This window comes from Dyella sp. 2RAB6 (assembly GCF_052115385.1).
Lineage (GTDB): Bacteria > Pseudomonadota > Gammaproteobacteria > Xanthomonadales > Rhodanobacteraceae > Dyella_D.
In genome coordinates this window covers 576,766-588,239 of the sequence record NZ_JBFRGP010000001.1, presented here as the reverse complement: position 1 = coordinate 588,239, position 11,474 = coordinate 576,766, and the positions used below count along the sequence as shown (strand labels likewise).

The following is an 11,474-nucleotide window of genomic DNA, read 5'->3' as shown; positions in this document are numbered from 1 at the left end:
GGTGAGCCGCAGGCGAACCCCAACGATGCGATGCGCATGAAGGCCGCGACGTTGGGGTTCGCCTGCGGCTCACCCCAACCTACGCATTCAACGCGGCCACCAGGGCTCTCACTTGCTCCACGTCGCTGCGGATCTCGCCACTTTCCATATCATGCAACTCCGGCCGCCGGTGCCGCATGCCCGACGCCAGTTGCCGCTTGGCCGACGCATGTAGTTCCGTCGCACCAGTCGCTTCGGCCAGCGCGGCGATATTCTGCGGCGTGACACCCGCACCGGGCATCACCGCGATGCAGCCATCCGCCCGCTGCACCAGTCGCCGGAGCAACGGCGCACCGTCCATCGCGCTGGCCCGCGCACCCGAGGTCAGCACGCGCTCGCAACCGAGCGCGATCAGATCCTCCAGCGCCTGCTCCGGATCGGCGGTGAGATCGAACGCGCGATGGAACGTCACGCCCAGGCCACCGGCCGAACGCATCAGCGGCTTGCAGCGTTCGCTGTCGACGCGGCCATCCGCATCCAGCACGCCGATCACCACGCCGTCGCAACCGAGCGCGGCGCAGGTCTCGATATCACGCTGCATCATTTCGCATTCGATATCGCTGTAGAGAAAGTCGCCGGCGCGCGGACGCACCAGCACATACAGCGGAATATGCAGGCGCTCGCGCACCATCGCGACCAGGGCCGCGGACGGCGTCAAACCGCCCAGTTCGAGGCCCGTGCACAACTCCACGCGGCCGGCGCCGCCGTCCTGCGCGGCCTGCGCGGATGCGACCGAATTGGCCGCCACTTCGAGCAAGTAGCGGCTGCTCATCAGTAGACGCTCTTGGACGGGAACAGGCCGTCCTGCTTCGCGCCATCGCAAACCGCATAGCTGAAACCGGACTGGATCGCGAATGCGCCGACCTCGCCCTCGCGGTTGATGGCGAGGAAGCCCACCTGCAGATCCTTCGACGCCTGCGGCCGCTTCTTGACGATGCGCATCACCGCCTCCTCGCAGGCCTGCTGCGGCGAGCGGCCCTGGCGCATCAGTTCCACCACCAGGAAGCTGCCGGCATTGCGGATCACTTCCTCGCCCACGCCGGTGGAGGTGGCGCCGCCGACCTCGCCGTCCACGTACAGGCCGGCGCCGATGATCGGGCTGTCGCCGACGCGGCCGCGCAGCTTCCAGGCCATGCCGCTGGTGGTGCAGGCGCCGGCCAGGCGGCCTTGTGCATCGATGGCGAGCATGCCGATGGTGTCGTGGTTGTCCTTGCCGCCGGCGCCCTTGCCGTAGTCGTGCACTTCGCTGTTGGCGCTGGGCTGGTAGTGCGCGGTCTTCAGCCACTCGTGCCAGGCTTGTTCCGATTCCGGGGTGAGCAGCTTTTCCTTCTTGAAGCCCTGCTCGAGCGCAAACTGCTGCGCGCCCTCGCCCACCAGCAGCACGTGCGGGGTGCGTTCCATCACGCGGCGCGCAACCTGGATCGGATGGGCGATGTTCTCCAGCGCGGCGACCGCGCCGCAGCTGCCGTCGCCGTCCATGATGCTGGCGTCGAGGCTGACGTGGCCGTCGCGGTCGGGGTAACCGGCGCGGCCGACGCTGTGATTCTTCAGGTCCGACTCCGGGATCATCACGCCGGCTTCCACCGCATCCAGCGCGCGGCCGCCCTTGGCCAGGACGGTCCAGGCCGCGAGATTGGCGGGCACGCCGAAGTCCCAGGTGGAGATCACCCGCGGCTTGCGGCTGCCGCTGACGCCGGCGGTCGTGCCAGCAGTCTTGCCGGCAGTCTTGCCATCCGCCAGCGCCGGTGCGATGCGGGAGGACAGTGCCGCGGCGGTCACGCCCAGTGCTGCGGTCTTCAGAAAGCGGCGGCGATCGGCCATCGGGTGTCTCCAGATAGATGGGGGAAAAACGGTCGCCCGAGAGTACAGGCGAACGCCCGCGGCCGGCATGGGCCGGCCGCGGGACTTTGACGGTCAGAAGTCGTAGCTGACACCGAGGCGCACGTAGCGCGGCGTCTCCGCCACCTTGACCGTGTCGTACAGGTCGTTGAGCTTGTCCGGCGTGTTGCCGCTGTTGTAGCGGGTGTACAGCACCACCGGGCGCTGCTGGTTGAACACATTGAACACGCTGACGTTGAAAGCCAGCTTGTGGTCGGCGAAGGCCGGGCGGTAGGTGACGTTGAGGTCGATGCGGTAGGTCCACGGCAGGTCGCCCATCGAGCCGGGCACCGAGGGCTTGCCGTTGCACCAGTGGTAGTACGAGCCGTAGCCGTCGGGCTGCGACTGGTCGGCGCCGTAGAAGCCCAGGCAGTTGTGCGGACCGCCCGAGGCCAGGTTGGCCACGCCCGAGACCATCCACTCCGGCGACACGCGATACACGCCGTAGGCCTTGATCTGGTGGGTGCGGTTGTTGCCCAGCACGCCGTTGGCGTGGTCCATCACATATGAGTTGTCCCAGTCCTGGGTCACGCCCACCGAGTCGTTGCCGCGCGACACCTGCAGCAGGCCTTCGGAGTTGCCGTAGCTGCGCGAGAACACGTAGCTGATGCGGCCGCCCCAGTTGTCCTTGCCCAGCGGATGCTCCAGGAACGCCTCCAGCGCGTAGTACTTGCGCTTCGGTCCCTGCGCGAAGCCCCAGTCGCCATTGCTCATCGGCACGCGCACATAGCCGCGCGTGGTGAGCACGTCGAAGTCGTTGGTCTTGCCAGGGTTGAAGATGTAGCAGGCGCCGCGGTTGGCGGTGATCTGGTCGTCGGTCAGGTTGTACAGCGCCTTGGTCTTGGCGATCAGCTGGTTGGAGCTGTCGCAAACGTCGTCGGAGATCTGCCGCAGTACGCGGAAGGTGCCCTTCACGCCGGTGATCCATTCCGGCGTGATGGCCTTGGTGGCGCCGAGGATGAACTCATCCTGGTATTCCGCGCCCAGGTTGGTCGAAGCCACCGTGCGCGGATCGGGTGCCTGGCCGGTATGGCCGTTGACGTCGTAATAACCGAACTGCTTGAGGCCGGTGGGCATGCCGTTGGAGTCGATGCCGCTGTAAGTGTAGTAGCTGCGGTTCCAGGCGTAGCCGGTGGCGCCGTCATAGGCGGTGTTGTTGTTGATCGCCAGGTAGTAGCGGCCGGCGTTGCCGTAGACCTTCAGGCTGGCATCGCCGTACACGTCCCAGCTGAAGCCCAGGCGCGGCGACCAGTTGCGGTTCTGCGAGGTGAATTTCTGCCCGCTGTTGTTGTAGTTGGCGAAGGCGTCGTTGCGCAGGCCGACGTTGAGCAGGAAGCGGTCGGTCATCTGCCAGGTGTCTTCGATGTACTGCGCGTGCTCGACGGTTTTCACGCCGGCTGCGCCGGTCACCACTTCCTTGGTCACGTAGTAGCCGTTGCCGCCCGGCGCGCCGATGCCGTTGGCCGGATCGACCGGCGCGGTGGCGTCGTTGTTGTGCGCATAGGTCCAGGTCAGGCTGTTGCTGCCCTGGTCGATGGTGCGCGGGGTCTGGTCGTCGATGCCGAGATTGAGCTTGTGGTCGCCCAGGCGCCATTCCAGGTCGATGCGCAGGTTGGTGTTCTGCGAACCCTGGGTGGACGCGGGCACCGAGAACGTCGACTGGCTGTTGCCGATCGGACGGCCGCCGGTGAGCGCCAGGTTCTGGTCCTGGATGTTCTGCAGGTACGGCAGGTTGGGGTCGAAGCTGACCGGCGCCGAGTAGTCGTGCAGGCGCATCTTGCCGTACATCGCGCTCAGCGTGATGGTGTCGGTGAGGTAGCCGGTGTACTTGATGATGTAGGCGTCGCCGCCGGTCTTGGTGCGGTCGGAGTACGACTGGAACGCGCCGGTGCGGTGCGTGCCGTAGTCGAACGCATAGTTGCTGCCCGAGCCGCTCTGCTTGCTGGAGATGCCGGTCAGTTCCAGCAGGTGGCTGTCGGTGATGTTCCAGTTGAGCTTGGCGTACCACTTCGGCGTGGTGTACGTGTAGTTGTTGCGCGAGGGGCTGCTGGCGTCGCTGGTGGAGGTGGTGCTGCCCTGCTGCCGGTCGGCCTCGGCGGCGACGAAGAAGTACAGGCGGTCCTTGATCAGCGGGCCGCCGACATAGGCGCTGTAGGTGGTGCGCCACGACTTGTCGTCCTGGCGGTACTGGTACGGCGTGCCGGCGTAGCGGTTGCGTGCGTAGATGATGTCGTCCGGGGAGGACATCAGCGAGCGCGGCGTCCACTGCACCTGCGCGCCGTAATGCCAATCGTTGGTGCCGCTCTTGCCGACCTGGCTGAGCACGCCGCCGTCGGAGCGGCCGTACATCGAGCTGTAGCCGCCGGTGAGTACTTCCTGCTGGTCGATCGCGCCGTAGGGCAGCTGCAGTGCACCCTGGCCCTTGTACGGATCGGTCGTGTTGAAGCCGTTGATGTAGTACGCGTTCTCCGCGCCGGACGCGCCGCCGAAGGAGACCAGGTTGCCACCGCCGCCGATGCGGCTGCTGAAGTTGGAGCCGGAGCTGACCGTGCCCGGCGCCAGCAGCGCGATGTCTTCGGCGGTGCGCGACAGCGGCAGCGCATCGAGCTGCTGCGCGGTGATCACCGTGCGCGAATCCACGCTGCTCACGTCGATCGGCGGCAGTGCGCTGGCGGTGACCTGCACGCCCTGCAGGTTGGTAGCACCAGCAGCCGCGGCGCCGGCGAAATCGACCTGGGTACCGCTGCTCACGCGCAGCGAGACTTCGTCGTGCGAGGCGACCACGGCGCCCTGCCGTTCCAGCATCACCTTGTAGGTGCCTACCGGCAGCGCGCCGGCCTGGTAGCGGCCGTCCGCACCGACCGGGATGCGCCGCGACACACCGTTGTCGCCCTGCACCACCACGGTGCTGCCGGCGGCATCGCCGCCGACGCTGCCGAAGATCGAGCCGGTGGTCGACTGTGCGAAGGCGGTGCCGCTCAGGGCCAGGCCCAGCACGCACGCCAGGATATTGCGGGACAGCTCATGCCCGCGATGCTTGATTGCCAACATGCCTTCACCTCCCAATGAATGTTGTTGTCTTGTCCCGTTCGTGGATGGCCGAACGGGACCCGGTCCTTGCGCGGGCGCCGGGCCCGCGCCTTTCAAACCTCGTCGCGCGCAGCCAGGCCGGCCGCGCCCAGCACGCCCAGCCGGCCGTGCTCGATCAGCCGCACGGGCACGCCGGCGAGGAACTCGCGCATCACGCCTTTGTTGAAGAAGCGCTCGCGGAACGCGCTGCGCGGCAGGAATTCGCGCAGTTGCGGCAGGATGCCGCCGGCCAGGTAGACGCCGCCGGAGGCCTTGAACAGCACCGCCAGGTCGCCGACGAAACCGCCGAGCAAGGCGCAGAACGTATGCAGCGTTTCCAGCGCGAGCGCATCGCCACCTTGCTGTGCGGCGGCGCTGATCTGCTCGGGTTGCGCATGGACGGCAGGCTGGCCGTCCAGTTCGCCGATGGCGCGATAGAGATTGACCAGGCCGGGGCCGGACAGCACGTGGCCGGTGTGCACGTAGTCGCGTCCGCGCGCGAGCAGGCGCAGCAGCGCCATCTCGCGTTCGTTGCCCGGCGCCAGCGCCACGTGCCCGCCTTCGCTGGGCAGCACGGTGGCGCCGTTGCCATCCGGCAACAGCAAGGCGCAGCCCAGCCCGGTGCCCGGGCCGACCACGGCGACGGGGCCGGCAGCGGTCGGCGCCTCGATCACGGCAAGGCTTTCGTGCGCGCCGAGGTATTGCGTGGCGTAGGCCAGCGCCTCGAAATCGTTGACCACCTGCAGCTTGCGCAAGTGCAGGCGTTCGCGCAGCTCGGCCAGGCGCACCGGCCAGCGCAGGTTCTCGGCCACCAGTTCGCCATCGCGCACGTAGCCGGCCACCGCAATGGCGGCTTCGTCGACGGCATGGCCGGGGTGGCGGGCGAGGAAGTCGGCGAGGATTTCGGCCAGGCCCGGCCAGTCGGCGCCCGCATAGCGCTCATAGGCCAGCACGCCGCCGGCGCCGGCCGGCGCGGCGGCATCGATCAGGCCGATGCGCGCATGCGTGCCACCCACGTCCGCCGCCAGCATGACCCGCGGCTTTGGCGCCACGGCTCCCCACGCACGATCCTGCATCGATGCTCCCCGTCATTCGCCGGACACGGCGGTGCCGTGTCCTTGTCATCGGATCGATGCTAAGGCGGAATGGTAACGTTATCAATGGTTGCTGCCGATACGATCGGCGGCATGCGTGAGCCTCGTCACGCCGCGTGATCGATGTCGATTACTCCTTATATATATGCAGTGTTGCGTGATCTTCGCCGCGAACGGATTTCGCGGCAGCCGCCCTGCACCACCGGGCCGTCCCTCGCGTGGCCGGGCTCGGCTGACATCATTCGTGGTAACGCTACCGTCGACGCGCGTGCGCGGCCGCATAGAACGGAAGTCGCGTCGCCGGCACGCCACCGCTTGGGCTAGGATGGAACGTCGCCGCCCAGGGGAGAGCGCTGCGTTGCGTAGGCCCACGATCAAAGACGTCGCCAGCCTTGCCGGCGTCTCGCCGATGACGGTGTCGCGCGTGATCAACCTCGAACCGACCGTGCATGCCGACACCGTGCAGAAGGTGCGGCGCGCGATCGAGACCCTGCACTACCGTCCCGACGCCACCGCGCGCAGCCTGCGCGGCACGCGCTCGTTCACCATCGCCCTGGTCTACGACGACAACCCCAACGCCAACTACATCCTGAGCCTGCAGAACGGCGTGCTCAGCGCTTGCCGCGAGCGCGGCTACGAGCTGCTGATCTATCCCTGCGACCCGCGTTCGCCGCGCCTGGTGGACGAACTCTCGCTGCTGGCCAAGAACGCGCGCCTCGCCGGCCTGGTGCTGACCCCGCCGATGTCGGAGAACGCACGCCTGCTGGCCAAGCTCAAGGCGAACGACGTGGCCTATGCGCGGATCATCGCCGCACGCGGCGACCCGAAGGACGGCGCACCCTGCGTCTACGTCGACGACCACAAGGCGGCCTATGCGATCACCGCCTACCTGATCCAGCTCGGCCACACCGCCATCGCCTTCCTGTGGGGCGACCCGCATTACCGCTCCAGCCCGGAACGCTACGAGGGCTACGCAGACGCGATGAAGGAGCACGGCATTCCCGTGCGCAGGAAATACGTGCTGGAAGGCACCTACACCTTCGAGGATGGTTTCCGCCGCGCGCGCAAGCTGCTGGCCGGCAAGGACGCGCCCAGCGCGATCTTCGGCAGCAACGACGAGATCGCCGCCGGCGCGCTCGCCGCGGCCCGTTCGGCCGGACTGGACGTGCCGTGGGATCTGTCGATCGCCGGCTTCGAGGACAACCCGTTCTCGCGCCAGGCGTGGCCCGCGCTCACCACCGCCAGCCAGTCGACCAGCGAGATCGGCCGGCACGCAGCCTCGCGCCTGCTGGAGCAATTGCAGAAGGGCACGCTGCCCGGCAGCGAGCGCTTCGTGCCGGAGCTGGTGATCCGCGGCTCCACCGCGCCGCCACGCGCGGGACGCGAACGCCGCGCGCCGGCGGCGGCCGGTGCATAAAAAATCCCGCATCTTGCGATGCGGGATTTTCTTTATCTAACCGGTGGCCGACGCAACGCCGGCGCGGCGGATCAGCCTGCGATCTCGACGCCCGAAGCCTGGGCACCCTTCGGGCCCTGGGTCACTTCGAACTGCACGCGCTGGCCTTCCTGCAGGCTGCGAAAGCCCTTGGAGTTGATCGCCGAAAAGTGGACGAAAACGTCCTCCCCACCGTCCTCAGGCGCGATGAAACCAAAGCCCTTGGCGTCGTTGAACCACTTGACCGTACCGAAACGCATTGCGTGAACCTCTGAATCATGGATTGGATGCACCATGGCTTCGTGCAGAACCACCACAACCCCTTGGTCCGCCGCCCCTGGCACGGGCGGAAGTATCAACATGTTTCAGGTCAAAGCGCAATATGCGGGTGCGTATAGCCAGACGGCCTAGGCTGAGCTGCTCAAGCTTTGAGCAAAGCACCCAGGATTCGCGGCACTTCCGCGGTCGCTGCCTTAAGGTGCGCGAAGATTTCGTCAATGCTGATCTCCGCTTCGTCGCCGCAGCCGGCGGCGAAATTCGCGACCAGCGCCAGGCAGGCGTAAGCCAGTTCCAGTTCGCGCGCCAGCGCCGCTTCGGGCATGCCGGTCATGCCGACCAGATCGCAGCCGTCGCGCTTCATGCGCGCGATCTCGGCGCGCGTCTCCAGGCGCGGGCCCTGGGTGGCGCCGTAGCAGCCGCCGTCGATCACCGCGATGCCGGCCTGCGCGGCCGCATCGACCAGCCGGCGGCGCAGCGCCGCGGTGTACGGCTCGCTGAAATCGATGTGCTTCACCTCGGCGCCTTCGACGTCGCAGAAGCTGGTGTAGCGGCCATGCGTGTAGTCGATCACCTGGTCCGGTACGACGATCGCGCGCGGGCCCATGTCATCGCGGATACCGCCCACAGCATTGACGCCGATCACAGTTCGCGCACCAAGCGAATGCAGTGCCCACAAATTGGCACGGTAATTGACACGGTGCGGCGGCACGCCATGGCCTTCGCCGTGGCGCGCGAGGAAGGCCACGCGCTTGCCGGCGAAGTCGCCGACCACCACGTCGGCCGAGGTCTTACCGTACGGCGTGTCGACGCCGTGGCGCGTGGTGTTTTCCAGGCCGGGGAAGCTGTAGAGACCGCTGCCGCCGATGACGGCCAGATCGATAGTCACGGTAAGACCTTCCTTCGTTTCGTAAGGCGTAGGTTGGGGTGAGCGCAAGCGAACCCCAATGCGGGTGCCGCTGATCGGTGGCGATGTCGGGCTTCGCTTGCGCTCACCCCAACCTGCCCGCCTCTGCTGCCAGCCGCGTGGCGAAAGCCTGCAGGTGGCGCGCCAGCGCCTCGCGCGTGCGCTCGTCGGCGAGCTGCCCGTCGACGATCTTGGTATGCGCCTGGAACACCAGCACCTCGCCCTGCGGCTCGGTGCGCGCACCGGCGCGGCGCAGCACCAGGCGCAGCGCGTCCTGCGCACGCACGGTGCCGGTGGCGCCGGGGCTGGCTCCCACGATGCAGACGATCTTGCCGGCCAGCACCGAGGCCTTGCGCTCGTGGCCGGGCCGCGAGATCCAGTCGATCGTGTTCTTCAGCACGCCGCTGATGCCGCCGTTGTATTCCGGGCAGGCCAGCAGCAGGCCGTCGGCCGCCGCGACGGCGTCCTTCAATGCCTTGACCGCTGCGGGGTCGCCCTGCTCTTCCACGTCCTGGTCGAACAGCGGGAGCTCGTGCAGGCGATGCACGGCGATGTCCATGCCGGCCGGCGCGAGACCCTGCGCGGCATGCAGCAGCGCGGTGTTGAACGAGGCCGCGCGCAGGCTGCCGGAGATGCCGAGGATGTTCATGCGTTCCTTTCGCTGGCCGCTCAACGCAGCGCGTAGATGCCCGGCAGGTTGCGGCCCTGCTCGTAGTAGTCCATGCCAAAGCCGAACACGTAGCGGTCCGGCAGCTCCACGCCGTTGAAATCGGCGACGATGCCTTCGACCAGGCGGTCGTGCTGCTTGCTGCACAGCGCGACCACCAGCACGCGGCGTGCGCCGCGGCGCAGGCAGTCGTCGCGCACGGCCTTGAGGGTGTGGCCCTCGTCGAGGATGTCGTCGACCAGCAGCACGGTGCGGTCCTGCAGCGACACCAGCGGCTCGCGCAGCCAGTGCAGCTCGTTGCCGGTGGTGGCTCCGCGGTAGCGGGTGGCGTGCACGTAGTCGAATTCGAGGTCGGTGCGGATCGCCAGCGCCAGGTGCCCGCCGAACACCAGCGCGCCGTTCATCACGGTGAGGAACACCGCGCGCTCGCCGTCCAGGGCAGCATCGATGCGCCGCCCCATGTCGGCGATCACGCCGTCCAGCGTGGCGCGGTCGAACAGCAGGTCGGCATTGGCCAATGCATCGGCCAACGGGGGAATGGTGCGGGTAGCGTCGGTGCTGCTCATGCCTTGCCTTCCTCGGCGTCCAGCGCCGTGATGCGCGCGATGAAACGCTCGCGCTGCGGGTTGTCGGTCAGTCCTTCCCAGGTGGCGCCCAGCGCGCCGCGCATGGCGGCCAGGCGCTCCGGCGCGGCGGCGGCGCGGCCCTGCACGGCGGCGATCGCTTCGTCGACCACGTCGGGGAAACAGGCCAGCACCAGGTCGCAGCCGGCGTCGAGGTGGGCGGCCACGCGCGCGGCCACGCCACCGGCCGCGCCGGCGGCGGCCATGCTGATGTCGTCGCTGATCACCGCGCCATTGAAACCCAGCTCGCCGCGCAGCACCTGCTGGATCCATACCCTGGAGTAGCCGGCCGGCTGCGCGTCGACGGCGGGATAGACCACGTGGGCCATCATCACCGCTTCCACCCGCGCCTCGATGCCTTCGGCGAACGGATGCAGGTCTTCGCGACGGATCTGCTCTAGCGGCCGCGGATCGACCGCCGCCGCCTTGTGCGTGTCCACCGCCACCGAGCCATGCCCGGGAAAATGCTTGAGCACCGCCGCCATGCCGCCCAGGTGCATGCCGCGCACATAGGCCTGGCCCAGCTCGGCGGCCACGGCGGGATCGGCATGGAAGGCGCGCGCGCCGATCGCGGCATTGCCGCGGGCCAGGTCCACCACCGGAGCGAAGCTGAAGTCCACGCCGATCGCGCGCATCTCGCTGGCCATCACCCAGGCGTGCTCCTCGGCCAGGCGGATCGCCTCGTCGGGGTTGCGCTCGTAGACGGCGCCGATCCGGGCCAGCGCCGGCAGGCGCGTGAAGCCGTCGCGGAAGCGCTGCACCGGGCCGCCTTCCTGGTCGACCGCGACGAGAAAGTCCTCGCCGGCCACTTCGCGGATCGCCTCGATCAGCGCGCTCACCTGCTCGCGCGTGGCGAAGTTGCGCGCGAACAGCAGCACGCCGGACACGCCGGGCGCCACCAGCTGGCGGCGCTCGGTGTCGCTCAGTGCCAGTCCGGCCAGGCCGATCATCAACATCAGGCTTGCTCCTCGGCGTCGTCGGCAGCGCGTTCGGCCGCGGTCCACCGCGCGTACGGATGCTCGATCAGGTTGACGTTGTAGTAGCGCGCCAGCGCGCTCAGTTCGCGCCCCAGCCAGTCGGGGCGCGGGAACGGCGCGTCCGGCGCGTCGAGTTCCACTTCGGCCACCACCAGGCCGGCGTTGTCGCCGAGGAACTCGTCGATCTCGAACGTTACGCCGTCGACGGTGACAAGGTGACGAAACTTCTCCAGCACGCCGCCGCACAGGCCGGCGAGCATGGCCTCGGCGTCGGCCACCGGGATGGCGTATTCGAACTCGGCGCGCTGGATGCCCAGCTCGGCCGATTTGATATTGAGCCAGGCGCGCTCGCCGGCGATGCGCGCACGCACCGAGGCGCGCGCCAGCCCCGCACGCAGCGCTTCGGCGCCGACCAGATAACCCTGCGCGATGCGCTCCGAGCTGCCCACCTGCCCGCGCCAGCCGTCGCCGCGCAGAAGAAACTTGCGTTCGATTTCCACGCCCATGGC

Annotated in this window: 11 protein-coding genes; 1 reads left to right on the top strand and 10 read right to left on the bottom strand. The window is 68.2% G+C overall.

Annotated elements, in window-relative coordinates:
* Positions 1 to 79: 79 nt before the first annotated feature.
* The 4 genes from AB4083_RS02590 to glk all read right to left on the bottom strand — a co-directional run bounded on the left by AB4083_RS02590 (position 80) and on the right by glk (position 6,062).
* Positions 80 to 811: a copper homeostasis protein CutC gene (locus AB4083_RS02590; protein ID WP_441606185.1), complete on the bottom strand. Its 732-nt coding sequence runs from the start codon at positions 809 to 811 to the stop codon at positions 80 to 82.
* The gene (locus AB4083_RS02585; protein ID WP_441606184.1) at positions 811 to 1,860 is read right to left on the bottom strand and encodes a N(4)-(beta-N-acetylglucosaminyl)-L-asparaginase; all 1,050 of its coding nucleotides are present in this window, start codon (positions 1,858 to 1,860) and stop codon (positions 811 to 813) included. Before AB4083_RS02585 ends, AB4083_RS02590 begins: the two co-directional genes overlap by 1 nt.
* Positions 1,861 to 1,953: 93 nt before the next feature.
* Entirely contained in the window at positions 1,954 to 4,968 is a 3,015-nt protein-coding gene (locus AB4083_RS02580) for a TonB-dependent receptor domain-containing protein (protein ID WP_441606183.1), read from the bottom strand.
* 92 nt (positions 4,969 to 5,060) lie between these two features.
* Positions 5,061 to 6,062 carry a glucokinase gene (gene glk, locus AB4083_RS02575; RefSeq protein ID WP_441606182.1) on the bottom strand — a complete coding sequence of 334 codons (1,002 nt, stop codon included), beginning with the start codon at positions 6,060 to 6,062 and terminating at the stop codon, positions 5,061 to 5,063.
* 376 nt (positions 6,063 to 6,438) lie between these two features.
* On the opposite strand from glk, the gene AB4083_RS02570 reads away from it, so the two are divergent.
* Entirely contained in the window at positions 6,439 to 7,497 is a 1,059-nt protein-coding gene (locus tag AB4083_RS02570) for a LacI family DNA-binding transcriptional regulator (protein WP_441606181.1), read from the top strand.
* Positions 7,498 to 7,568: 71 nt separating this feature from the next.
* Here the strand turns inward: AB4083_RS02570 and AB4083_RS02565 are convergent, their stop codons facing one another.
* The 6 genes from AB4083_RS02565 to AB4083_RS02540 all read right to left on the bottom strand — a co-directional run bounded on the left by AB4083_RS02565 (position 7,569) and on the right by AB4083_RS02540 (position 11,471).
* Positions 7,569 to 7,775: a cold-shock protein gene (locus tag AB4083_RS02565; protein WP_441606467.1), complete on the bottom strand. Its 207-nt coding sequence runs from the start codon at positions 7,773 to 7,775 to the stop codon at positions 7,569 to 7,571.
* Between the two features lie 161 nt (positions 7,776 to 7,936).
* Complete coding sequence (locus AB4083_RS02560) at positions 7,937 to 8,680, bottom strand: S-methyl-5'-thioinosine phosphorylase (protein ID WP_441606180.1); 744 nt, start codon at positions 8,678 to 8,680, stop codon at positions 7,937 to 7,939.
* Positions 8,681 to 8,783: 103 nt separating this feature from the next.
* Positions 8,784 to 9,347 (bottom strand): NADPH-dependent FMN reductase, encoded by a 564-nt coding sequence (locus tag AB4083_RS02555; protein WP_441606179.1) that lies wholly within the window; start codon positions 9,345 to 9,347, stop codon positions 8,784 to 8,786.
* A gap of 20 nt (positions 9,348 to 9,367) precedes the next feature.
* The gene (locus AB4083_RS02550) at positions 9,368 to 9,931 is read right to left on the bottom strand and encodes a hypoxanthine-guanine phosphoribosyltransferase (protein WP_441606178.1); all 564 of its coding nucleotides are present in this window, start codon (positions 9,929 to 9,931) and stop codon (positions 9,368 to 9,370) included.
* On the bottom strand, positions 9,928 to 10,944 hold the full coding sequence (nagZ, locus tag AB4083_RS02545) for a beta-N-acetylhexosaminidase (protein ID WP_441606177.1): 1,017 nt from the start codon (positions 10,942 to 10,944) through the stop codon (positions 9,928 to 9,930). Before nagZ ends, AB4083_RS02550 begins: the two co-directional genes overlap by 4 nt.
* A complete protein-coding gene (locus AB4083_RS02540) occupies positions 10,944 to 11,471 on the bottom strand; it encodes a CYTH domain-containing protein (RefSeq protein ID WP_441606176.1) in 528 nt (175 codons plus the stop codon). The genes nagZ and AB4083_RS02540 overlap by 1 nt, the downstream gene beginning before the upstream one ends.
* Positions 11,472 to 11,474 lie beyond the last annotated feature (3 nt).

Coding starts and splice junctions, on each gene's coding strand:
- AB4083_RS02590 (WP_441606185.1), bottom strand. CDS start 811: ATGAGCAGCCGCTACTTGCTCGAAGTGGCGGCCAATTCGGTCGCATCC.
- AB4083_RS02585 (WP_441606184.1), bottom strand. CDS start 1,860: ATGGCCGATCGCCGCCGCTTTCTGAAGACCGCAGCACTGGGCGTGACC.
- AB4083_RS02580 (WP_441606183.1), bottom strand. CDS start 4,968: ATGTTGGCAATCAAGCATCGCGGGCATGAGCTGTCCCGCAATATCCTG.
- glk (WP_441606182.1), bottom strand. CDS start 6,062: ATGCAGGATCGTGCGTGGGGAGCCGTGGCGCCAAAGCCGCGGGTCATG.
- AB4083_RS02565 (WP_441606467.1), bottom strand. CDS start 7,775: ATGCGTTTCGGTACGGTCAAGTGGTTCAACGACGCCAAGGGCTTTGGT.
- AB4083_RS02555 (WP_441606179.1), bottom strand. CDS start 9,347: ATGAACATCCTCGGCATCTCCGGCAGCCTGCGCGCGGCCTCGTTCAAC.
- AB4083_RS02550 (WP_441606178.1), bottom strand. CDS start 9,931: ATGAGCAGCACCGACGCTACCCGCACCATTCCCCCGTTGGCCGATGCA.
- nagZ (WP_441606177.1), bottom strand. CDS start 10,944: ATGTTGATGATCGGCCTGGCCGGACTGGCACTGAGCGACACCGAGCGC.
- AB4083_RS02540 (WP_441606176.1), bottom strand. CDS start 11,471: ATGGGCGTGGAAATCGAACGCAAGTTTCTTCTGCGCGGCGACGGCTGG.